General features: G+C 53.0%; 20 protein-coding genes and 2 pseudogenes. 18 read left to right on the top strand and 4 right to left on the bottom strand.

Going from position 1 to position 21,719, the window contains the following annotated elements:
* The first annotated feature begins 14 nt into the window (after positions 1-14).
* The 12 genes and pseudogenes from BQ5364_RS01315 (at position 15) to BQ5364_RS17230 (ending at position 11,909) form a co-directional block, all read left to right on the top strand.
* A complete protein-coding gene (locus tag BQ5364_RS01315) occupies positions 15-449 on the top strand; it encodes a PrgI family protein (RefSeq protein ID WP_071143479.1) in 435 nt (144 codons plus the stop codon).
* Positions 367-2,796, top strand: coding sequence for a VirB4-like conjugal transfer ATPase, CD1110 family (locus BQ5364_RS01310; RefSeq protein WP_071143478.1), 2,430 nt, complete (start codon positions 367-369; stop codon positions 2,794-2,796). Before BQ5364_RS01315 ends, BQ5364_RS01310 begins: the two co-directional genes overlap by 83 nt.
* Positions 2,789-2,962, top strand: a complete 174-nt coding sequence (locus BQ5364_RS18050; protein WP_162841117.1) for a hypothetical protein — start codon at positions 2,789-2,791, stop codon at positions 2,960-2,962. The genes BQ5364_RS01310 and BQ5364_RS18050 overlap by 8 nt, the downstream gene beginning before the upstream one ends.
* Entirely contained in the window at positions 2,955-3,977 is a 1,023-nt protein-coding gene (locus BQ5364_RS01305) for a DNA cytosine methyltransferase (RefSeq protein WP_071143477.1), read from the top strand. Before BQ5364_RS18050 ends, BQ5364_RS01305 begins: the two co-directional genes overlap by 8 nt.
* Entirely contained in the window at positions 3,974-5,953 is a 1,980-nt protein-coding gene (locus BQ5364_RS01300) for a C40 family peptidase (RefSeq protein WP_071143476.1), read from the top strand. Before BQ5364_RS01305 ends, BQ5364_RS01300 begins: the two co-directional genes overlap by 4 nt.
* A 26-nt stretch (positions 5,954-5,979) precedes the next feature.
* Positions 5,980-6,252 (top strand): DUF4315 family protein, encoded by a 273-nt coding sequence (locus BQ5364_RS01295; protein ID WP_005541834.1) that lies wholly within the window; start codon positions 5,980-5,982, stop codon positions 6,250-6,252.
* Entirely contained in the window at positions 6,242-7,318 is a 1,077-nt protein-coding gene (locus BQ5364_RS01290) for a CD1107 family mobile element protein (RefSeq protein WP_071143475.1), read from the top strand. Before BQ5364_RS01295 ends, BQ5364_RS01290 begins: the two co-directional genes overlap by 11 nt.
* A complete protein-coding gene (locus tag BQ5364_RS01285) occupies positions 7,311-9,410 on the top strand; it encodes a type IA DNA topoisomerase (protein WP_071143474.1) in 2,100 nt (699 codons plus the stop codon). Before BQ5364_RS01290 ends, BQ5364_RS01285 begins: the two co-directional genes overlap by 8 nt.
* Positions 9,397-9,876 (top strand): hypothetical protein, encoded by a 480-nt coding sequence (locus BQ5364_RS01280; protein ID WP_071143473.1) that lies wholly within the window; start codon positions 9,397-9,399, stop codon positions 9,874-9,876. Before BQ5364_RS01285 ends, BQ5364_RS01280 begins: the two co-directional genes overlap by 14 nt.
* 12 nt (positions 9,877-9,888) lie before the next feature.
* Positions 9,889-11,193: pseudogene (locus tag BQ5364_RS01275) on the top strand (antirestriction protein ArdA); the annotation flags it as partial.
* A gap of 93 nt (positions 11,194-11,286) precedes the next feature.
* Positions 11,287-11,715: pseudogene (locus BQ5364_RS18970) on the top strand (DUF4316 domain-containing protein); the annotation flags it as partial.
* Positions 11,712-11,909 (top strand): hypothetical protein, encoded by a 198-nt coding sequence (locus tag BQ5364_RS17230; RefSeq protein ID WP_083382605.1) that lies wholly within the window; start codon positions 11,712-11,714, stop codon positions 11,907-11,909. The pseudogene BQ5364_RS18970 and the gene BQ5364_RS17230, both read left to right, overlap by 4 nt.
* Before the next feature lie 158 nt (positions 11,910-12,067).
* Here the strand turns inward: BQ5364_RS17230 and BQ5364_RS01270 are convergent, their stop codons facing one another.
* From BQ5364_RS01270 to BQ5364_RS01255, 4 genes are all read right to left on the bottom strand, one after another.
* A complete protein-coding gene (locus BQ5364_RS01270) occupies positions 12,068-12,946 on the bottom strand; it encodes a BRO-N domain-containing protein (RefSeq protein WP_071143471.1) in 879 nt (292 codons plus the stop codon).
* 243 nt (positions 12,947-13,189) lie between these two features.
* Entirely contained in the window at positions 13,190-13,522 is a 333-nt protein-coding gene (locus BQ5364_RS01265) for a DUF6050 family protein (RefSeq protein WP_016300374.1), read from the bottom strand.
* A 71-nt stretch (positions 13,523-13,593) separates the two neighbouring features.
* Complete coding sequence (locus tag BQ5364_RS01260; RefSeq protein ID WP_071143470.1) at positions 13,594-14,937, bottom strand: relaxase/mobilization nuclease domain-containing protein; 1,344 nt, start codon at positions 14,935-14,937, stop codon at positions 13,594-13,596.
* Positions 14,898-15,227: a MobC family plasmid mobilization relaxosome protein gene (locus BQ5364_RS01255; protein WP_071143469.1), complete on the bottom strand. Its 330-nt coding sequence runs from the start codon at positions 15,225-15,227 to the stop codon at positions 14,898-14,900. Before BQ5364_RS01255 ends, BQ5364_RS01260 begins: the two co-directional genes overlap by 40 nt.
* A gap of 267 nt (positions 15,228-15,494) precedes the next feature.
* Here BQ5364_RS01255 and BQ5364_RS01250 point away from each other — a divergent pair, with 267 nt between their 5' ends.
* The 6 genes from BQ5364_RS01250 to BQ5364_RS01225 all read left to right on the top strand — a co-directional run bounded on the left by BQ5364_RS01250 (position 15,495) and on the right by BQ5364_RS01225 (position 21,636).
* Complete coding sequence (locus tag BQ5364_RS01250) at positions 15,495-16,466, top strand: helix-turn-helix domain-containing protein (RefSeq protein ID WP_207646103.1); 972 nt, start codon at positions 15,495-15,497, stop codon at positions 16,464-16,466.
* A gap of 168 nt (positions 16,467-16,634) precedes the next feature.
* On the top strand, positions 16,635-17,588 hold the full coding sequence (locus BQ5364_RS01245; RefSeq protein ID WP_008817069.1) for an ABC transporter permease: 954 nt from the start codon (positions 16,635-16,637) through the stop codon (positions 17,586-17,588).
* A complete protein-coding gene (locus tag BQ5364_RS01240; RefSeq protein ID WP_071143468.1) occupies positions 17,585-18,403 on the top strand; it encodes an ABC transporter permease in 819 nt (272 codons plus the stop codon). Before BQ5364_RS01245 ends, BQ5364_RS01240 begins: the two co-directional genes overlap by 4 nt.
* Positions 18,384-19,172 (top strand): ABC transporter ATP-binding protein, encoded by a 789-nt coding sequence (locus BQ5364_RS01235; RefSeq protein WP_331462996.1) that lies wholly within the window; start codon positions 18,384-18,386, stop codon positions 19,170-19,172. Before BQ5364_RS01240 ends, BQ5364_RS01235 begins: the two co-directional genes overlap by 20 nt.
* Positions 19,169-19,981: an ABC transporter ATP-binding protein gene (locus BQ5364_RS01230; protein ID WP_008817066.1), complete on the top strand. Its 813-nt coding sequence runs from the start codon at positions 19,169-19,171 to the stop codon at positions 19,979-19,981. The genes BQ5364_RS01235 and BQ5364_RS01230 overlap by 4 nt, the downstream gene beginning before the upstream one ends.
* Positions 19,978-21,636: a nickel ABC transporter substrate-binding protein gene (locus BQ5364_RS01225; RefSeq protein ID WP_071143467.1), complete on the top strand. Its 1,659-nt coding sequence runs from the start codon at positions 19,978-19,980 to the stop codon at positions 21,634-21,636. Before BQ5364_RS01230 ends, BQ5364_RS01225 begins: the two co-directional genes overlap by 4 nt.
* Positions 21,637-21,719: the final 83 nt, after the last annotated feature.

Raw genomic sequence — 21,719 nt, 5'->3', positions numbered from 1 at the left:
GGAGGCTTGATAAATTGGCGTATGTAACCATTCCAAAGGATTTGACGAAAGTAAAATCCAAAGTGCTGTTTGGGCTTACCAAACGGCAGCTTATATGTTTCGGAGCGGCGGCACTCATCGGAGTACCGCTTTTCTTTTTGCTCAGACGCACGGCCAGCAACAGTGCCGCCGCGTTCTGCATGATTATCGTCATGCTCCCGTTCTTTCTGCTCGCCATGTATGAGCGGCACGGCCAACCCCTGGAGGTAGTAGCCGGACAGGTCATCCGCTGTATGTTCCTGCGGACGAAGGAACGGCCTTACCAGACAAACAATTTCTACGCAGCCCTGGAGCGGCAGGCCCAGGCGGAAAAGGAGGTGAAAGCCATTGTTCAGAAAGCGAAAGCCAGAGCCGCAGGCACAGCAGGCGGCAAAACCCACGGTAAAGCTGACCGCCGCAGAAAAGCGTGAGATCAGCCGTATTCTGGAAACCGCCAGAGGCGACGGCAAGGTACATTCCGCACAGGACACCTTACCGTTCCGCCAGATGTACCCGGACGGCCTATGCAAGCTGGATGACCACACCTGGTCGAAGTGTATCGAGTTCGAGGATGTGAATTATCAGCTTGCGAAACCTGACGATCAGACGGCGATCTTTGAAGCCCTCTGTGATATGTATAACGCCCATGACGCTTCTATCGGGATGCAGCTATCTCTTGTGAGCCGCCGCATGAACCGGGAGGATTTTGTGAAGCGTATCGAGATCGCGGCGCAGGGAGATCACTTCGACCATATCCGTGAGCTTTACACGCAAATGCTCCGCAAGCAGCTTGAACGGGGCAACAACGGTCTTATCAAAACAAAGTACCTGACCCTCACCATCGAGGCACGGGACAGTAAAACCGCACGGGCACGATTTTCCCGGATCGTCATGGACGCCCTCAACCATTTCAAGGTCATGGGCGCTCTGGCAAAAGAGCTTGGCGGCAAGGAGTGGCTGGAAATGCTCCACGGCATCCTGCACCCGGACGGGGAACGGTTTGCCTTTGAATGGAGCTGGCTTGCCCCTTCCGGCCTGTCGGTCCAGGATTTTATCGCACCTTCTTCTTTCCGCTTCGGTGAAGCAAGGAAGTTCACGATGGCGGATAAATTCTGTGCCGTGTCCTTTCTGCAGATCAGCGCACCGGAAATGGATGACCGTATGCTCACCGAACTGCTGGATACGGACAACGGGCTGCTTGTCAGCCTCCATATCCGTAGCATGGACCAGAACGAGGCGATCAAAACGGTCAAGCGGAAGATCACCGACATTGACAGTATGAAGATCGACGCACAGAAAAAGGCGGTGCGGGAAGGTTTCGATATGGATATCATCCCCACCGACCTTGCCACCTACGCAGGCGAGGCAAAGAATATCCTCCGTGATCTGCAAAGCAGAAATGAGCGAATGTTCCTGATGACCTTCCTGGTGGTGAACTTTGCGGACAGCAAGCAAAAGCTGGAGAATGACCTTCTCCGTGCGGCAAGCGTGGCACAGAAATATAACTGCTCCCTGGTGCGGCTGGACTTTCAGCAGGAGAACGGCTTCGTGTCGGCTCTGCCCTTGGGTGTCAACCGCATTAAGATACAGCGTGGGCTTACCACTTCGGCGGTGGCGGTGTTCGTTCCCTTCACCACACAGGAGATTTTCCACGGCGGCGAAGCCCTCTACTACGGGCTCAATGCCACTTCCGGCAATATGATTCTTGCTGACCGCAAAAAGCTGAAAACGCCCAACGGCATGATCTTAGGTACGCCCGGCAGCGGCAAGAGCTTTTCCGCAAAGCGTTCCATCGTGGGTGTGTTCCTGAACACAAAGGACGATATCCTGATCTGCGACCCGGAGGCAGAATATTTTCCGCTGGTGAACCGTCTGGAAGGCCAGGTCATCAAAATCTCACCTACCAGTACGCAGTATGTGAACCCTATGGATATCAACCTCAATTACAGCGAGGATGATAACCCGCTGGCGCTGAAATCCGACTTTATCCTGTCGTTCTGTGAACTGGCGGCAGGCGGCCGGAACGGTCTGGAGCCAGTGGAAAAAACGGTCATTGACCGTGCCGTGCGGATCGTGTACCGCCCCTATATCGCAGACCCCCGCCCGGAGAATATGCCGCTGCTGGAAGATTTGTATGACGAGATCAAACGGCAGCCGGAGCCGGAGGCGCAGCGGATCGCGGCGGCACTGGAACTATATGTGCATGGCAGCCTGAATGTTTTTAACCACCGTACCAACGTGGATATCAACAACCGCATTGTCTGCTTTGATATCAAGGAACTGGGAAAGCAGCTCAAAAGCCTGGGTATGCTGGTGATCCAGGATCAGGTGTGGAACCGTGTTTCCCAAAACCGGGATCAGGGCAAATCCACCTGGTACTTCGTGGACGAGTTCCACCTTCTTCTGCGCGGTGAAGTTGGTTCCTGGAGCGTGGAGATTTGGAAACGCTTTCGCAAATGGGGCGGTATCCCCACAGGAATCACGCAGAACATTAAGGACCTGCTTTCCTCCCCGGAGATCGAGAATATCTTTGAAAACAGCGATTTTGTGTACCTTCTGAACCAGGCCAGCGGAGACAGGAAAATCCTCTGCGAGCGCCTGAATATCTCCAACCAGCAGGCGGCGCATATCAGCAACGCAGGCCCCGGCGAGGGGCTGATCTTCTTCGGCAATGTGATTCTGCCTTTTGTGGATGACTTCCCGAAGGACAATGAACTTTACAGCATTATGACGACAAAACTTGGTGAAACCGGGAAAGGAGAAAACGAACATGAATGATCCCCATTATTTGCATGCGGAAGAAAAACAGGAAGGTGAAACTTTCTTTGATGTGATGAACCGGCTGATTGCCAGAAGCAAGGCGGTTACGGCGGATATGGAGGCGGTCCTTGCGGAGCTGGAAAGTGAGATCGAACCGTTCCGTGTGCCGAAGGACCATGAGTAAACTGACCCATGTGAGCCTGTTTTCCGGCATTGGCGGTCTGGACCTGGCGGCGGAGGCTGCCGGGTTTGAAACCATTTGCCAGTGCGAGTGGGCGGATTTTCCGCACTCCGTCCTCTCCGCACGATGGCCGGATGTTCCCAGGTTCCGGGATATCACTACTTTCACGAAGGAGGCGTTTTTTGAAAAAACAGGACTTGAAACAGTTACCGTTATCTCAGGCGGCTTTCCCTGTCAGCCCTTCTCCACCGCAGGAAAACGGAAGGGCTTTGCGGATGAACGCTACCTGTGGCCGGAAATGTGCCGCGTTATTACCGAGCTGCGGCCCCGTTGGGTGCTTGGGGAAAATGTTGCTGGCTTCATCAATATGGGGCTCGACAAAACGATCTTTGACCTGGCAAAAGCGGGATACGCTGTTCTCCCATTCGTATTTCCGGCTTGCGGCGTCGGCGCATGGCATGAGCGCCAGCGAACTTTTATCGTCGCGGCTGATGTTTCCCACACCCCTTGCCTCAGACAACAACACCGCCAGGGATGCGGCAAGCCTGGATGTGTTCCTGTCGGACAATGGGATATTCCGCAAGAGGAACCGAAACGGGGCGATTTGGAGCCTCAGCCTGTCGGCGGCGGTATTCTATCTGACCCCGGTGGCGTCGGACGGTTTCCGCTCGACCTTGAAGCCGTCGGCCTTCGATCCGGCGAAGAAGGACGGGAACCTGTCGGCGCAGATCATCTCCCAGGAACAGCCGGTGTCCGAAACGGCGGCGCTGAACCCGGATTGGGTGGAATGGCTCATGGGTTTCCCGAAAGGATGGACGGACGTATCCTCTGGGCCGCCGAACCGGAAGGAATCCCCCGCATGACCGAGCGCATGGATGACCGGGCGCTGCGGCTGAAAACTTTGGGAAATGCGGTCTGCCCGCCCCAGGCCTATCCCATTTTCCGCTATATCGCCATGATCGAGAATGGCACCTGCGGCGACTTTTGCCCTTATGGAAAGGAAGGTGACTGCCTATGAGGGAACTGAAAGCGACCGATAAGATCACGCAGAAAATGACCCGTGACGGTGCGGTATCGGAAAACCTTGCCACGGGAGAGGTGGAACATATCAGCAGCCGGGAGCCGGAAACGGAACTGTCCGCTTCTTCGGAAGAATCCGCTGGCGCTGCGGCTGATCTTGCCCTGCGTGCGGCGGAACACCATGAGAAGAAAAGCGCACGAAAGGCTGAAAAGGCTGATACCCAGGCGGTGCGGGATGGTTCTGCTGCAAGGCAGCGCCCGTCCTCCCGTCTGCAATTCACCGAGGAAGAACGTGCCGATCCCGCACTTGGGAAATACATTGACCGTTCCGACCGTGCGGCGGATCGGCTGGACGCGGCGAAAGCCGCTATCCCCACAAAGAAAGTTCTCCGTACCGAGCGTGTTTTTGACGAGACAGCCGGAAAAGGCAAAACGCAGCTTCACTTTGAAGAAGTGGAGAAACGCCCCAACGGACGCCTGCGGCACAATCCGCTTTCTCGGCCTGTCCATGAGCTTGTCCACGCTGCCCACGCGAAGGTGCATGAGGTAGAGCAGGAAAATGTGGGTGTAGAGGCCGGACACAAAGGCGAGGTGTTGACGGAACGCGGGTTTGCCTATGGAAAGGGCAAAGTCCGTGCCGCCGTCCACCATCACCGCACAAAGCCCTGGCGTGACGCGGCTAAGGCAGAGCAGGCTTCTTTTAAGGCAAACGCCGACTACCTTTACCAAAAGGCACTGCATGACGATCCTGCATTGGCAGCTTCTAACCCGGTATCCCGCTTTCTGCAGAAACAGCGGATCAAACGGAACTATGCAAAGGAGCTGCGGCAGGCGGAGAAAACCGCAAAGAATACCGCAGCCACGGCGAAAAGTGCGGCGCAGAAAGCAAAGGACGCCTTCAAGGAAACTTTCCTCTACATCAAGCACCATAGCCGGGCGGTGCTGTTGGTGATCGGCATTGGCGCCTGTGTTGCCCTGCTGTTTGGCGGGGTATCTTCCTGTTCCATGATGGCAGGCTCCGGCGTGGGCGGTGTATTTACTTCCTCTTATCTCTCCGAGGATGCGGATATGCTGGCTGCGGAGGCGGCCTACTGCGAACTGGAACAGGAACTTCAATATGAACTGGATCACTATGAGGCTCTGCACCCCGGATATGACGAATACCGTTTTGACCTGGACGAGATCGAGCATGACCCTTATGTGCTGATCTCCATTCTCACGGCGTTCCATGAAGGGGTGTTCACCATCGACGAGGTCCAGGAGGAACTGCAAATGCTCTTTGAAAAGCAGTACATCCTGACGCAGACCGTGGAGGTGGAGGTGCGCTATCGGACGGAGACACGGACAGACAGCGAAGGAAACGACTATGACGTGGAAGTACCGTATAACTACTATATCTGCAAGGTAAAGCTGGAAAACTTCGACCTTTCCCATGTGCCGGTCTACATCATGGACGAGGAAACACTTTCCCTGTATGCGGTCTATATGGCAACGCTGGGGAACCGGGAAGATTTATTCCCAGGCTCCGGCTATGTAGACAAGTACACCAAACCGCCCACCACCTATGATATCCCACCTTCCGCAATGGAAGATGAAACCTTTGCGGCGCTCATTACCGAGGCGGAGAAGTACATTGGCTATCCCTATGTCTGGGGCGGCAGCAATCCAAACACTTCCTTTGATTGCTCTGGCTTCGTGTCCTGGGTGCTGACGCAAAGCGGCGTCTGCAATACGGGCAGGCTGGGAGCCCAGGGGCTCTACAATATTTCCACCACGGTATCCTCTGCCAACGCAAGACCCGGCGACCTGATCTTTTTCATCGGCACTTACGATACACCGGGCGTTTCCCATGTGGGTATCTATGTGGGCGGCGGAAAAATGCTGCATTGCGGCGACCCCATTCAGTATGCAGATATCAACACAAGCTACTGGCAATCCCACTTTTACGCTTTCGGGCGACCGCCCTACAACTAAAAAACGATATGGAGGTAATTTGATTTATGGCAACGACACAGAAGATCCGCAATGACATTGCGAAAACCAAAGAAAAGATCGCGGAGCAGCAGAAACGCCTTCGTGCGCTGGAGGCCCAGCTTGCGGAGGAAGAAAATCTGGAAATCGTCCGCATGGTGAAAGCCGTGAAGATGGATAACAAGGAACTGACCGCCTTCCTGAAAGCCTATGCCAGCGGTATGATCTCCCTGCCGGAAGGTATGCTGCAGGAGGGCAACACCGAGAATGAGGAAACGGAGGGATACGAGGATGAAGCATAACTTTATGACAAAAATGGTATCGGCTCTTTTGGCGGTGGTGCTCAGCACTGCCGCTTTTTCTGTCACCGCCTTTGCCAGCGGCGGTGAGGAAAGCACGGAGTCCATGGCTGAACAGGAAACGGCCGGGGATGTCTCTGATCTGCTTTCCGCTCTGGCAGGCAGCCAGGTCACGGTATCCGTCACCGAGGATGGTATCCAGTTCAGTTCCAGCGAAAATGACTCTGAGCAGACCGGCACCGTCACCACGGGCGGCGGCAATCTGAATGTCCGCACGGGTGCGGGAATGGACTACACCGCCTTCACCCAGCTTCCCAACGGAACGACCGTGAAGGTGATCGGCACGGACGGCGACTGGCTGAAGGTCATCCTGCCGGAGAAAATCGGCTATGTCTATTCCGGCTACATGACGGTAAGTGACGGCGAGGCTGGTTCCGGGGAAGGTTCTTTCTCTCTGGACGCGGAAACGCTGGAAAATCTGCTGGGGATGCTGGGCAGCGGTCTGAATGGCGGTGCCGCTTTGACGCCGGACGGGAACCTGTCGCTGATCGACGATATCGGCAGCCCTACTGCCAGCGGCAAGCAGTTTATCACAGTAGAAACGAAGAACGGCAATGCGTTCTATCTCATTATCGACCGTGACGACGAGGGCGAGGAAACCGTGCATTTTCTGAACCAGGTGGATGAAGCCGATCTCATGGCGCTCACGGAGGATGGAGAAAAGGCGGAAACACCTATTGTCTGCACCTGTACGGAAAAGTGCCAGGCCGGTGCGGTCAATACCGCTTGCCCGGTCTGCGTAAAAAACCTCAGTGAATGTGTTGGTACAGAGCAGAAAGCTGCGGAGCCCACCGAGCCGGAGAATCCGAAGCCTGAAAAGAAAAGCAATACCGGGGCGATCCTGGCGGTGCTGCTGATCCTTGCAGCCGGAGGCGGCGCGGCAGTCTATTTCCTGGTGCTGAAACCGAAGCAGGGCAAGAAAGTTCCCGCTGATCTGGATGATTTCGACCTGGAGGATGAAGAAGAATATCTGACCGAGGACGAGGAAACGGAGGAAAAGAATGAGTAAACTGATTATTGCAGAAAAACCGAGTGTGGCAAAATCTATCGCATCGGCCCTGGGTGCTTCATCCAGGGCCGATGGCTTTTATGAGGGCAGCGGCCTTCTTGTATCCTGGTGCGTTGGGCACCTGGTATCCCCGATGGATGCGGGCGGCTATGACGAGCGTTTCAAGAAATGGCGCTATGACGATCTTCCCATTCTGCCGGAGCCGTTCCGCTATGTGCTGGCACCAGGCAAGGAGGACGCTTTTGAAAATCTCTGCGCCCTGATGGACCGCCCCGATGTGGATACCATCGTCAATGCCTGTGATGCCGGGCGTGAAGGGGAACTGATCTTCCGTCTGGTGTATGAAATGACCGGCTGCCGCAAGCCGGTCCTTCGCCTCTGGATTTCCTCGATGGAGGACAGCGCTATCCGGGAGGGCTTTTCTGACCTGCGCCCCGGCGCCGATTATGAAGCCCTGTATCAATCTGCCCTCTGCCGCCAGAAAGCGGATTGGATGGTGGGGATCAACGCCACGCGCCTTTTCTCCGTTCTCTATCACCGCACCTTGAATGTGGGCCGTGTTCAGACCCCCACACTGGCAATGCTGGCGGAGCGTGACGCGAAGATCACGCTGTTTCACAAGGAAAAATATCATCTGCTGCGCTTGGTGCTGGACGGAGCCGAAGCAGTGTCGGAGAAATTCACCGATCTGGCAGAGGCGGAACAGGCAGCGGCCATGTGCAAGGGTGCGGCCATCACCTGTACCTCTGTCACGAAAGAGCAGAAAAAAGAACAGCCGCCGAAGCTCTATGATCTCACCACCTTGCAGCGGGAGGCAAACCGCCTGTACGGATACACGGCGAAGCAGACCCTTGACTACGCACAAAGCCTTTACGAAAAGAAGCTGCTGACCTATCCCCGCACGGACAGCCGGTATCTGACCTCAGATATGGCGGAAACAGCCTCCTGCGTCATCCATCTGGCGGCGAACGTGCCGCCCTTTGACGGGATCAGCAATTTCTTCCCGCTGGTGGAGACCATGATCTCCGATAAGGATGTATCCGACCACCACGCCATTATCCCCACGATGGAGATTGAAAAGGCAGATATCAAGGGGCTGCCCCTGGGCGAGCGCAATTTGTTTCTCTTGGTCTGCTGCAAGCTGCTGTGTGCATCAGCGGAGCCGTATGTGTATGAGGCAGTCACGGTAACTTTCGACTGCGGCGGCTATTCCTTCACCGCAAAGGGCAAGCGCATCCTCTCCGAAGGCTGGCGGGAGATTGACCGCATTTTCCGTGCCTTCTTGAAGGAAAAGCCTGCGGATGGGGACGGCGATACGCTCCCGAACTTCACCGAAGGGCAGACTTTTGACGGTGCGGAGGTTTCTGTCACCGAGCATTTCACCCAGCCGCCGAAGCCCTATACCGAAGATACCCTCCTGTCCGCTATGGAGAACGCAGGCAAGGGTGATATTCCCGATGAGGCGGAGCGAAAAGGACTTGGCACGCCTGCGACCAGGGCGGCAATCATCGAAAAGCTGGTGACAGCCGGATTCGTGGAGCGCAAGGGCAAAAACCTGATCCCCACAAAAGCAGGTATCAACCTTGTCACGGTCCTGCCGGAGCCGCTGACCTCTCCCATGCTGACAGCGGAATGGGAACAGAAATTGACGGAGATCGCAAAAGGCGGCGCTGACCCGGATACCTTCATGGATGGTATCCGCACGATGGTTCAAGAGATCGTGTCCACCTATTCCTGCATTTCCGAGGATGGCAAAAAGCTGTTTGCCCCGGAGAAGGAAGTGATCGGCACCTGCCCCCGCTGCGGTCAGCCGGTCTATGAGGGCAAGAATAACTTTGCGTGTTCAGATCGGTCCTGCGGTTTCGTCCTCTGGAAAAATGACCGCTTCTGGACGAGCCGCAAGAAGGAACTGACAAAGAAGATGGCAACGGACCTTCTGAAAAAGGGTCGTACCAATGTCAAGGGAATGTGGTCTGAAAAGAAACAGGCCACTTATGACGCTGCGGTGATCCTGGATGACACGGGCGGCAAGTACATCAATTTCAAACTGGAATTTCCGAAAAGAAAGGAAGGTGTCAATGGCAGAAAATAAGACTTTGGAACATTTACCCGAAGTGAGGGCGGCGGTGGCTGCCCTCTCCCCGGAGGACCGGGAGGTGCTGGCGGCGGTGCAGACCTCGCCCTTCCAGCTGACAACACCAGAGCAGTTTAAGGAGTTTGCGGACAACATTGACTATTTCGTATTTGAGCCCAACATCCACAATCTGAATGATCTGGGCTGGCGGTATCTGACACAGCACATGGATATGCTGCTGCCCCCAGAACTTCTGAAAGCGATCGACCCTGTTCCTTTTGGCAAGTATGCCATGCAGGAGGAACAGGGCCATTTTACGGAACACGGATATATTTTTCTCTCCGGCGACGAGTGGAATCATGAACGCCCTGCGGAGCCGGAGAAAAAGCCTTCCATCCGGGAACGGCTGGAACAGGGCAAGAAGGAATGTGCGGAGAAAAACAAGGCGCAGCCCCACAAGGAAAAGTCTGCGCCGGAACTGTAAGGAGGTGCTGATATGCCATATTACGATCACGACAAGGATTATCCCTTTGCCGCCTTTATCACCAATCTTGGAAAGTACAATGAGGGCGAGCTTGTGGGCGAGTGGGTGAAGTTTCCCACCACCGCCGAGGAACTGAAAGAAGTGTTTAAGCGGATCGGGATCGGCCAGAAGGATGACTTCGGCCAGCCCTATGAGGAATGGTTCATCACGGACTATGATTGCTATGTGGACGGTCTTTACAGCAAGCTGGGCGAATACGAAAGTCTGGACGAGCTGAATTATCTGGCGTCGAAGCTGGATGAAATGAGCGAAAGCGAATACGCACAGTTTCAGGCCGGTATGGAAATGGGCGACCATTGCGGCAGCCTGCAGGAGATCATCAACCTCACCGAGAATCTGGATTGCTATGAGGTTTACCCCGATATCCATGACTATGACGATCTGGGCCGCTATTACATCGAAGAACTGGACGTTATGCAGGTGCCAGAGCATTTGCAGAATTACATCGACTATGAGGCCTACGGCCGGGACGTTGCGTTGGAGGAAAACGGCACCTTCACGGATCAGGGCTATGTGCGTGATACGGGTGACAGTTTCCATGAGTATTACGACGGTGAGCGCGGCAGTATCCCCGACGAGTACCGGGTGATGACCTTCCAGGACGATCTTCCCGAAGAAGAAAAATCCGAGTGGGCTATGGATATTGCCTTTGACATGGACGAATTTTTCCGTCAGAACGATCCACAGTATGCGGCGGAGCACCCGGAGGCACACGCCGCAAAGGAAGAAATTTACGAAAGCCTGATGGCCGGGCGCATTTCCGCTCTGGATGAAAAGCTGGCGGCGCTGGGGCAGACGCAAGAGGACTATCTTCCTTCGGAGATTGAAAAGTTCAAGGACGCCACGGGCTATGAGGAATTTCTTGATTTTGACCCGGCGGAGGTCAAGGCCGCTTTGGACGACCCGGACAAGTCCCATGCGGATGAAATGCTGTCCGCTGCGGAGAGGGCTGCCTCGGAAAAGATGACTGTGCTTGTAGTGGAGCCTATGAAGGAACCCTATGTGAAGGAGATCAACTCCGACCTTCATTCCCTGCAGGCAGAGGTTGGCGGTGATATTGGGGCAACCTATCCCTATTCTGACCCGGTGGCGCTGGTCTGCAATGATGAAGGAAAGCTCATAGGGCTTGAACTGAACCGTGGACTGCGGGATGAAAACGGAGAAATTTATGATATTGTAGCAGGAACTTTCCTGGTGGTTGGACTTGGTGAGGAAGATTTTGCATCCCTGTCCCCGGAACTGATCCAGAAATACACGGAACAGTTCAAAACGCCGGAACGATTTATGCAGATCAATGGCAATATCGTTGTTCTCCCTGTCCCGGCAGAGAAGCAAGACCTCGCTTATCTGCCAGACCGTTTTGAAACTGGCGAACGTGTGCAGACACCGAGGGGCAGCTTTCAGGTGACAGCCATGAGCCGGGAGCAGATGGAGGCAGCCGGTTACGGTGTCCACCATATTTCCGATGATGGAAAGTATCTTATCATGGGAAATGGCACACGGGCCTTTGCCGTGGCAGCGGAACAGCCGGAAAAGGACAATCCTCTCCGCACCGCTGAAATGACGCTGGAGGATGACTACGGCATGATCGACGGCGTTATCAACAACGGCAGACGCGGCGAAGAATTGGAAAAAGCCCAGGAGTACGCAGATCGGACAACGCCGGAGAAGCCCTCCATCCGTGAACGATTGGAGGACGCCAAACGGGAATGTGCCGAGCATAAGCCCCCGGAGGGCAAGAAGTCCGGCCGTGATGTGCCGGAGCATGACTGCCTATGAGCCGAAGCAAGAAGTGGCGGCTGGAATGGGCGCTCTTCCTGGGCGAGAACGGCAGGCGGCAGTATAACCATATCTGCAAAAAATGTGTTCACGGCTGCAAGCAGAGTTTCCGGGCGTGTCTGGTCGCTTGTCCGCATTACAGTTCCAAACGATCTAAAATCTGTGAGGATAAGGGGGCGAAAAACGCAGAATAATTTCCTGTATCCGTACTTTCAAAGAGAGCCTTTATGATTTCTCATATGTCGGTCTGCTTGCTGGCACATGAAGAAAAGGCTTGATTTCAAACACTTTCTGTCACGCAAAACGGGAGTACAGCTTTTCGGTTCGTCCGATCGGCTGTACTCCCGCTTTTTTATTTGTTTTCGTCATTATCAGGCTTTTCCGTTTCCGCTACACTTTCTATCATGTCAACGACTACGGCATTAAGCTGTGCGGCGTTCTGTGATGTGATGACCGGACGCCCGGTATCCTTTTCGATATCCTGTCGAACCTGACCGGCATAGCTGCCGCCACGACGGGCAATCTTCTGACTTTCAGAAAATCCTTCCGGCTGATGTGCTTTTGACAGTTCTGTGGTTGTTGCCTCTGCCAGCATATTCAGAACAATTTCCATCGTGCTCATATTATCACGAAGGTTTTCTTTTTTCAGACCTTTCAGCTTCTTATATTGCCGAGTAGTCATGCCGGACCAGGCTTTCGTGATCTCATCTGTGAGAATCGCATACTCTTTGCCTTGCTGTACGCCGCGCTCCTGCCATTCCGCGGTAAGCTCATTACGGACACGGATAGAAAGAAGTCGCTGATGAATCCAGTCTGTATCATATCCCTTTTTTTGATAGGTCTCTAATGCACGGTCGATTGCCTGTTCCGGGTCAATCGTTTCTTCGATGCGTTCACGGCCGACCTGCGCAAGCCAGAGTTTGAATGGTTCAGCCTTAGGTGATGGGATGGACTGAATAATGCGTAAAACCTGTTCAGCCGTTGCCGCCAACACTTTACGCTTTTTGCCTGTTGCACCCATCATTGCTACCTGGGGACAATTTGTCCCCAGGTAGCTTGCAAGCTGTTCATCACGCTTACGCATTTTTTTGAGGTAGTCTGTTGGATTAGAGCTATCTGTCAAGACAGCAATAACATCCACAACAGAGAAATACCATTCTTCCTGTTCTTCATCCCATGCGGTGCGTATTTTTCTATCTTCAAAAAGCTGGATGGAATTATTTTCGTCCATGCGCTTCAACCTCCTTAGAGTATGTATTCTAATTTTAACATGAAAGGGGTTCTATTTCTATAAAAGAAGCAAATTTCGCCGTAGTAGGCGTTGTGGGAATGTGCGTAAACTGCCAGAATTGCGAGGCTGTGGGAAAGCTGTTTGCAGGCCTGTGGGAAAAGGCTTGTCTTTTTCCATCAGGTTGTGAATGGCTTTTCCATCGGCACGAGCGGCAGTTTTCCATATTTCCATGACGCAAGAAAATCATCCAACGATCAGCCGGTACACCGTCAGCGGCACATACCACACCGCCACGATCAACCGCCATGCCAGAATGAAACCACCGATCACACCACCGATAATGAAGTTCAATGCAAACAGGGCGATCCCTCCACCCAGGGAGCCGCCGCCCGGCACGATCCAGAGGCACATCCGATGGAGGCCAAACGGCAGCCCGCAGAGTATCCAGAGCCATACATAGTCAAGCTCTCCGTTCTTCATGCAGGCGGATTTGAAGATACAATACAGGATCAGTGCTACGGTCACGGGCAGTACACTTTTGAAGAATAATGCTTTGATTGCTTCGCTTCTTGTCATCGGTAAAACCTCCTTCCGCAGTTCCATTATACAGGATGCCGGGAGCTGCGCCCAGCGTCTTTCAAAGAAATTTATTCAAGTTCATGCCGCCGCTGTTGTTCCTGTTCCTTTGGAACGGCCAGCAGTGCATCCACATTTTGCTTGACGGTCTCGTATTCCTGGGCTTCGGTTCTTGCGGTTTTGTACTCCGCAAGAAGGCGTTCCTTTTCTGCGCTGAGATTGGCAAGCTCCGTTTTCATGCTTTCTGTTGTCGGCAGCGGTACAGCCCCCAGCCGTTTCAATTCTCTGGCGGCCGCTTCAAAAAGGATGATCTCGCTCTCATGCCCCCGCAGGAACTTTTCTTTATCATTCGATTTACGGTATCGGTCATAAAGCGGCTTTAGCTGACGGTAAGTGCCGGCATGCTTCATCACAAGGGCAAGTTCGGCACTTCTGCTTTCTATCCGCTTGATCTCTGCATGAGCGGTATCCCTGCGTGCGGATATTGCGGTCAATTTGCTTTCCAGTTCTCCATAACTGCTTATCCCGTGTTCGGTCAGGAAATTCATGGTCTTGGCGGCCTGTTTCAGATTGTTCAGCTTCGCCCAATGGGTGAAGCCTGCACTCTGCTGCGCCTTGATGTTGTTCTGAATATCAATGAGCAGGCTGATCTTTCCGTCCTGCTGTTTCGGCTGGCGGGAAGGTCTGGTGCGTCCGGCGATCCGGGCAGCAAGGGCTTCTTCGGTGTAGTCTGCACCCAGGGTTTTCAGACGGGTGAATCGTTCCTGATCCGGCGCTCTGGCGGAGATATACTTGCCGCGCTTGATCTCATAACCTTCCCTCTGCAGGCGGCAAAGCAGTTCTTCCAGGTTGGAACAGGCTGGCAGGAGCCGGTCGATGGCCGCTTTCAGCTTTGCCTTATAGCTGGTGCCGTTCTGCGTAGCCTGATGTTCAATATAGCTCTTGCCCTTGTCCTGTCCTGGGATGATGACAGACAGACCGTGTTCCTTGCAAAGCCGGTCGGAGGTACGGCGGATATAGTGATAACTCCGCTTGTTGGAATGATAATGCTTGTGATCCGCAAAGCTGACCGCATTGAAAATCAGGTGGTTATGAACATGATCTTTGTCTATGTGGGTGGTAAGGACAAACTCATACTTGCCGCCCAGGATTTCTTTTGCGAGCTCCATGCCGATCTCATGGGCCTGTTCCGGCGTGACCTCCCCAGGCTGAAAGGCTTGGATCAGATGGCGGCCCAGGTTCGTTCCCTTGTCGATGGCATGGCGGCGGGTCCAGGCAAATTCGATATCCGCAGTTTCGGCGGCACAGCCATAGGAAGAAACAAGCAGCTTTCCGTCCGTCTTTTCCGGGTTGCAGATATAGTCAATGGCTGCTTTCAGCGTTGACTTGATAGGATGTGTCTTTGTAACTGCCATATCTCGTCCAGCCTTTCCCGTATCTCGTCCATGTCGGCCTGATACGCAGGACCTCCGGCGTTGATCCGCTTGGCGATCTGGTTGATGTTCCGCCCGATGGCGGAAAGCTCTTTGGTAAATGCCTTGATATCTGCGGTGTCCGTATAGATGATATACCCGTCAATCGCCATCTTACGGAGGTAGGCACCATATCTGCGTGTGGGTAACTGGCTCATTTTTTCGTCTATGAGCCGTTTTTCATCCTCCGTAACATAGAATTTCATTTGGATATTCCGCTTTCGGTTCGCCATGCGCCGCCTCCGTTCTTCATAAGGGTTTGGGATTATCCCAACAAGCAATTTTGAATTTTCGGGCAAGGGACCTGAAAATCTCAAAATTCGCAAGCGGGTACTCGCTTGCTGTGCTTGCTACCGTAACCCTTCCCTCGTTTTTCCCCTCTACTAATACTACAATTCGGAGGCTTGAAAATGGCAAAGAGGTGAATTGAATTTTGATGCAAAAGAAGATATAATTAGTTACAACAAACTCGGAAACCAAGTGGACTTAGGAGGAATACAATGTTCGATATGACAAAAGAAACAGGGGCATTTCATAATATATACAAAACAGGAGTAGGAGCAGAAACAGAAAAAAGAATACTGCATGAAGGAAACGAGTCAGGCGAAGGAACGATGCGGCGTTTTGAGGTGGCTCCTGGCATTCAAATTACCTATAACGATTTGAAAATGGACTCCTGTTTCCGCCCCATCCGATTTGAAAAAGACTTTTTGCAGATCAATCATTGTCTTGAGGGCTGCTATGAATGTGAACTGGAAGGTGGCTCAGTCAGCTTTTTAGGCGAAGGCGATCTTTGCGTGGATTACCTCTCCAAAGATAGACAGGTGTTCCTTGGCTCCCGTATCCCTCTGAAAAAATACCGAGGCATCACCGTACTGCTGGAAATGGAAACCGCGCAGCAAACCTTGGATCAGGGCTTTCAACAAGCTCATATCAGTTTGGAACAGATAAAAGAACGCCTGTGTTCAGATGGATGTTCCCTTATCATCAAATCTAAGCACGAAATCGACCATATTTTCAGCGAGCTTTACTCGGTGGACGAGCGTATCCAGGTTCCGTACTTTTGGATCAAGGTCATCGAATTGCTGCTGTTTTTAAGTCTCCTGGATGGCAGCGCAGTTTGTCGACCGCAGCAGTTTTCTGCGGACATCTCCAAACGGACACAGGAGGTTTACCAGTACATTATAGAAAATCCCTTTACCAAAGATACCATTCAGGATCTGGCCTGCATGTTCGGACTGGCAGAGTCCAGCTTGAAAAGATGTTTCAAATCTATTGCCGGGGCATCCATTGGCACCTTTATCAAGACGAAACGCATGGAGGCCGCTGCTGAATTGTTGGTTTCGGAGTCGGCTTTGAGCATCGGAGAGATTGGAAGTGTGGCGGGATATGAAAATCAAAGTAAATTTTCTGCCGCTTTCAAATCCGTTATGGGTGTAACGCCGCAGGCGTATCGACACAAATACTGCTGACCTGATTGGAGCAAAATCCGACCTATTCGGTTATAGAATGTACCACTCTGGTATGCTATCATTATTGATGTGCCAATGGTGAGTATGCTGTGGAGCAGCCGCTGAACCGCGGCTGCTTTTTTTGACCACTGGTTAGAGTAGGCTAACTAAAGTTTGGAGGGATGTACTATGCGGATTGCGGGAGGAACCGCAAAAAGAATTACCAAACGCATCATCAATTTTATTTTTGTTATTTGGGGCGTCGTTACACTCAGCTTCTGCCTGCAAGTTTTTACTGGGACCGATCCGGCAGAGATGATTGTCCGTAAGGTCAATGTCTTTGCAACAGAGGAACAGATCCAGGCGGTGCGAGAGGAGTTGGGACTGGACGCTCCTTTTCTGGAACGCTATGCAGACTACATCAAGGGTGTTCTGACCGGCGACCTTGGAACCGCGATCACGAACCGCCAGCCGGTCATCGAAAATATCAAGGACGCCCTCCCTGTGACTTGTATGCTGGTAGTTATGGCAATGGCTTGGGTCATCATCTTCACGGTATTGATAGCCGCCATCTCTGTCATACGAAAAGGCGGGATTTTCGATAATGTCATGCGGATTATCTGCATCATTGGGATCTGTGTGCCGAGCTTTTGGCTGGCGCTGATCCTGCTGACCGCCTTTGCGGTTCAAATTCCCATTTTCAGTGTGATCTCGGACGGCAGTTTCAAATCTTTGATTTTGCCATCGGCAGCAATGGCGTTCCCTATTATCTGTATTGCGGCCAGGGTGCTGCGGGCGGCAGTGCTGAATGAACTCAAAAGTGACTATGTGACCTATGCCAGAGCAAGAGGGTTTTCTAATGCACAAATCGTTTATGGCGAGGTGCTACGAAATGCCCTCCCCGCAGCCATCACACTTTTCGCCCAATACTGTGCTGCTCTTTTTGGGACTTCGGCACTGGTAGAGAGCGTTTTCTCCATCCAGGGACTTGGCATTTACCTGATGGATTCCTGCGAGAGTATGGACATCTATGGGATTTCCGGTTCCATCCTGGTGTGCGGCGTGTTGTTCGTCCTGTTCAACACCCTGGCAGATTTGCTTTCGAGTGCTATCTGCCCTGCGTATAGGAGGAAAGCGGTATGAAACGAAAAGGGCAAATTATTATTGGGCTGGCTCTGATCCTGATTTTTATTCTTATGGCACTGGCGGCCCCGGTGTTGGCTCCCAATGATCCGAATGCCACAAACCTTGCGCTGAAGAACGCTCCGCTTTCTGCGGAGTATCCACTTGGCTGTGACCAAATGGGCCGTTGCGAATTATCAAGACTTCTCTATGGAGCAAGGTACTCTATGGGGCTGACCATTCCGGTACTGATCGTACTGGCCGCCTTCGCGCTGTTCGTGGGATGCTATTCCAGTTATAAAGGCGGCTTGCTGGATGAAGTCATGCGGATACTTTGCGACATCCTTATGGCCTTTCCACTCATCGTCATTGCGATGGCGTTGGTGTCGGCGGTGGATAATTCTGTGGCAAGTGTCATTATTGCCATCGGGATTTCTATGTTAGCGTGGTTTCTGCGGATGGTACGCTCCTATGCAAAGACTGAGTGCGGAAAGGAATACATTGAGGCGGCCCGGATCGCCGGTGCCTCTGGCCTTCGCATTGTGCTTCGCCACCTGATCCCAAATGTGTTCCCGCAGTTTGTGGTGTACTTCACCACTGGGATTGCAACAGCGATCATGTCGGTGTCCAGTTTTGCTTTCTTGGGCGTGGGGCTGATCGCCGGAACCCCGGAATGGGGTGCGATGCTCAATGAGGCCCGAAACAGTGTCTACTCAAACCCTGCGCTCCTGATTTATCCGGGCATCTGCCTTATCGTCTGCTGCGCGGGCTTCAACCTGCTGGGCGAGGGCCTGCGGGATGCCATTGGGAAGGAGGATGATATTTGTGTTGCTTGAGGTCAAAGATCTGAATATCTCTTTAACTTCCGAGAAAAGCGTAGCTGAACATATATCATTTCGGTTAGGCCAGGGAGAAATGCTCTCCATCGTTGGCAGTTCCGGCGCGGGAAAGACCACTATCTGCAAAGCAATTATGGGACTGCTGGGGAACACTTACCGCGCTGATGGCGAAATCCTGTTCCAAGGAGAAGATTTGCTCGACCTGCCGGAACGAAAGCGACAGACCATCTATGGGAAAGAAATCTGCCTGATTATGCAGAACCCCATGACCGCCTTTAACCCATCCATCCGAGTAGGGCGCCAGATGGAAAAGACCTATTTGCTCCATCATGGAAAAACGCCGAGGCAGGAAATGCAGCGCCTGTTTGCCGCCATTTTGCAGAAGCTGGGGCTGGAAGATACCCAGCGGATTTTGAACAGTTATCCCTTCACACTGTCTGGCGGAATGCTCCAGCGGCTGATGATCGCGGCGGCGCTGATGTGCCAGCCCGCCCTTTTAGTAGCGGATGAAGCGACCACGGCCATTGATGCCTGCAACCGGATCGGGCTGATGCGGGAACTGAAAAGTTTCTGTAAAGATGGAATGTCTGTGCTGTTCGTGACCCATGACCTGCGCTCTGCCTCGGTTTCTGACCGCATCCTTGTGATGGATCGCGGACAGATTGTCGAACAGGGCAAGACAGAGCAGATACTAAACACCCCTAAAGAGGACTATACAAAATATCTGTTGAACGCCTGCCGGTTGGAAAGGAGGGAGATGTCTTGATTGAACTGAAAGAGGTTAGTTGTTCTTTTTCTGACGGCTTTGGCGGAAAAGGACTGTTTACTGCTGTGTCCCCATTGAGCGCCCATTTCAGTGATGGAGGCCGGTATGCAATCGTTGGAGAGTCCGGTTCGGGCAAAACAACGCTGGCGCGGATGATCGCGGGATTGCAGCGGCCAAGCGGCGGTTCCGTGTTTGTAGATGGCGCACCTGTCTATGGGCGGAAACGAGCCGGGAAAGAACATTTCAGGAAGGTGCAGATTATTCAGCAGAACTCCGCATCTGCCCTGGACCCCAAGATCCCGGTGGGGAAATCCATAGAGGAACCGCTGCATTGCTTTTTCCACATGGAGAAAGAGAAACGGCGGGAACGCTGCCGGAACTTGATGGAGCTTTGCAATCTATCACGGGACTACTATACCCGTCTTCCATCAGAACTGTCCGGCGGAGAACAAAAGCGGGTGGCAATCGCCAGGGCACTGGCCGCTGAGCCGCAATGCCTGATCTTCGACGAGGCCACCAATGGATTTGACTTACCGCTGCGGAAGAAAATCATTGATGAAATTATAGACCTGCAACAGCAGCTTGGTTTTACGCTGATTTTCATAACCCACGACATGGAGTTGGCAGTGGTCGTGGCGGACGAGATTTTTGTCATGCGAAATTCTAATCTGGTAGAGCGTGCCGCGTTCTCCGGTGATTATTCTGTATTTCACGATCCATACAGCAGGATGCTCTTGGAGGCAAGCGGTTTAGTGAACACTTCAACAGACTGGAATGATAAAACGAAAGAAAGGATTGATTTGAAATGAAACTGAAACGAATTGCCGCTATGCTCACGGCGGCGGTCATGGCGGTATCTCTGGCCGCCTGCGGAGGCAACACCGGCACCAACACAGAGAGCAGCCAGAACCCGAAGGAGAACGCCGAGGCTCAGGCCGTACATCTGAACTTGGCGGAGAGCTGGGGCTTTGAGTATTTTTACACCATCCTCACCCCAGAGGTATCCTCCTCCAGTTACGACATTACCTACTATCTCACCAGCTTCTATGACACCCTGTTTGAGTACAATTCCAAGGGCGAGGTCGTGGGTGTGCTGGCCGAAGATTGGTCCATGAGCGAGGATGGAAAAACCTATACCTTCCAGATCAAGCAGGGCGTCAAGTTCTCCGATGGCTCTGACCTGACCGCCGAGGATGTGGCAAAGTCTATTTTGGCTGTTCCGGTCAACCTGGGCCAGTACAACGGCTCCTATGGCCGCCTGTCCACGATCATTGAGGATGCGGTAGCCACCGATGAGTACACGGTGGAGCTGCACCTGACCCAGCCCTACTACAACACCCTCCGGGAACTGTGCCTTGCTAACCCCTTCGGCATCGTATCCAGCGAGCAGTTCAATGAGGATCTGACTGCCAAGCAGGAGAGTTTCCGCAGCGCCACTTATGGAACCGGCCCCTATATGTACGCTGGGGACAATGACGGGCAGACATGGAACTTCGTCCGCAATCCCAATTACTGGGGAGAAGCACCTGAAGTAGATAGCTTCTCTATCAAGTACATCCCCGACAACGATGCCAAAATTTTAGCCATGAAGAATGGTGAGGTGGACTTCCTCTCCGGTATTAAGAATGTCTCTGCCGAGAGCTATGCTCAGATGGAGCAGACGGATGGATATGGCGCTCAAGTCGATGAAAAGTCTTTGCAGACTTACTATGTGGGCTATAACCTGAGCAGTGAGATTTTTGGCGACCAGGTGGTTCGTGAGGCCATTTCTTCCGCCATTGATAAGGATGCCGTAGTAGACAACATCTACGGTGGCCTGTTCGACAAGGCAGATACCTTCTTTTCTCGTGACCTGCCCTACTGTGATGTAGAGCAGACAGTGTACGGCTTTGATCTGGATCATGCCAATCAAATCTTGGATGAGGCTGGCTATGTAGATACCGATGGCGATGGCATTCGTGAGAAGGATGGAGTCAAACTGTCCGCCGCTTTCCTGTATCAAACCGGCACCGCCTCCGATGACAATATGGTTGTCTACATTTGTGACCAGGCCAGCAAGATCGGCATTGAGCTGACCCCGCAATCCGCACAAATGATGGACTGGTATGCCATGATCCAGAGCGGTGACTATGGCCTGACCATCTTCAAGACCCAGGGTGGCTACTATGACCCGGCTATGGTCATTACCAACATCAACCCGTCTACCTCTATGGACCCCATCCTCATGCAGATTGGGGCGTCCCAGCCGGAGCTGGCGGCACTGGTAGACGAACTGGACTCTGCTACTGATGAGGCCCGTATTCAGGAAATTTACAACACCATCCTGACTACTATGGCAGACCAGTGCCTGACTACGCCGCTGATCTATACCCGGCAGCTTGCCATTTACAGCGATGCGGTAGCAAGCTATACCTTCCCCACCGATGCCAGCTTTACTTCCGTTCAGAATATCCATCTGAATTGAGCCATTCAAATTAACTGACAAAAGGAGCAGGCCGATTAAATGGGCCTGCTCCTTTCACTTGGCCCGATTGGAGCATAACATAC

It is taken from the genome of Coprococcus phoceensis (assembly GCF_900104635.1).
Lineage (GTDB): Bacteria > Bacillota > Clostridia > Lachnospirales > Lachnospiraceae > Faecalimonas > Faecalimonas phoceensis.
The sequence above is the reverse complement of the archived record's forward strand: the minus strand, read 5'-3'. Positions and strand labels throughout refer to the sequence as shown.

What these genes read in the sequence shown, in the direction of transcription:
- BQ5364_RS18050 (WP_162841117.1), top strand. Translation starts at nt 2,789, where the DNA reads ATGAATGATCCCCATTATTTGCATGCGGAAGAAAAACAGGAAGGTGAA.
- BQ5364_RS01305 (WP_071143477.1), top strand. Translation starts at nt 2,955, where the DNA reads ATGAGTAAACTGACCCATGTGAGCCTGTTTTCCGGCATTGGCGGTCTG.
- BQ5364_RS01300 (WP_071143476.1), top strand. Translation starts at nt 3,974, where the DNA reads ATGAGGGAACTGAAAGCGACCGATAAGATCACGCAGAAAATGACCCGT.
- BQ5364_RS01295 (WP_005541834.1), top strand. Translation starts at nt 5,980, where the DNA reads ATGGCAACGACACAGAAGATCCGCAATGACATTGCGAAAACCAAAGAA.
- BQ5364_RS01290 (WP_071143475.1), top strand. Translation starts at nt 6,242, where the DNA reads ATGAAGCATAACTTTATGACAAAAATGGTATCGGCTCTTTTGGCGGTG.
- BQ5364_RS01285 (WP_071143474.1), top strand. Translation starts at nt 7,311, where the DNA reads ATGAGTAAACTGATTATTGCAGAAAAACCGAGTGTGGCAAAATCTATC.
- BQ5364_RS01280 (WP_071143473.1), top strand. Translation starts at nt 9,397, where the DNA reads ATGGCAGAAAATAAGACTTTGGAACATTTACCCGAAGTGAGGGCGGCG.
- BQ5364_RS17230 (WP_083382605.1), top strand. Translation starts at nt 11,712, where the DNA reads ATGAGCCGAAGCAAGAAGTGGCGGCTGGAATGGGCGCTCTTCCTGGGC.
- BQ5364_RS01270 (WP_071143471.1), bottom strand. Translation starts at nt 12,946, where the DNA reads ATGGACGAAAATAATTCCATCCAGCTTTTTGAAGATAGAAAAATACGC.
- BQ5364_RS01265 (WP_016300374.1), bottom strand. Translation starts at nt 13,522, where the DNA reads ATGACAAGAAGCGAAGCAATCAAAGCATTATTCTTCAAAAGTGTACTG.
- BQ5364_RS01260 (WP_071143470.1), bottom strand. Translation starts at nt 14,937, where the DNA reads ATGGCAGTTACAAAGACACATCCTATCAAGTCAACGCTGAAAGCAGCC.
- BQ5364_RS01255 (WP_071143469.1), bottom strand. Translation starts at nt 15,227, where the DNA reads ATGGCGAACCGAAAGCGGAATATCCAAATGAAATTCTATGTTACGGAG.
- BQ5364_RS01250 (WP_207646103.1), top strand. Translation starts at nt 15,495, where the DNA reads ATGTTCGATATGACAAAAGAAACAGGGGCATTTCATAATATATACAAA.
- BQ5364_RS01245 (WP_008817069.1), top strand. Translation starts at nt 16,635, where the DNA reads ATGCGGATTGCGGGAGGAACCGCAAAAAGAATTACCAAACGCATCATC.
- BQ5364_RS01240 (WP_071143468.1), top strand. Translation starts at nt 17,585, where the DNA reads ATGAAACGAAAAGGGCAAATTATTATTGGGCTGGCTCTGATCCTGATT.
- BQ5364_RS01235 (WP_331462996.1), top strand. Translation starts at nt 18,384, where the DNA reads ATGATATTTGTGTTGCTTGAGGTCAAAGATCTGAATATCTCTTTAACT.
- BQ5364_RS01225 (WP_071143467.1), top strand. Translation starts at nt 19,978, where the DNA reads ATGAAACTGAAACGAATTGCCGCTATGCTCACGGCGGCGGTCATGGCG.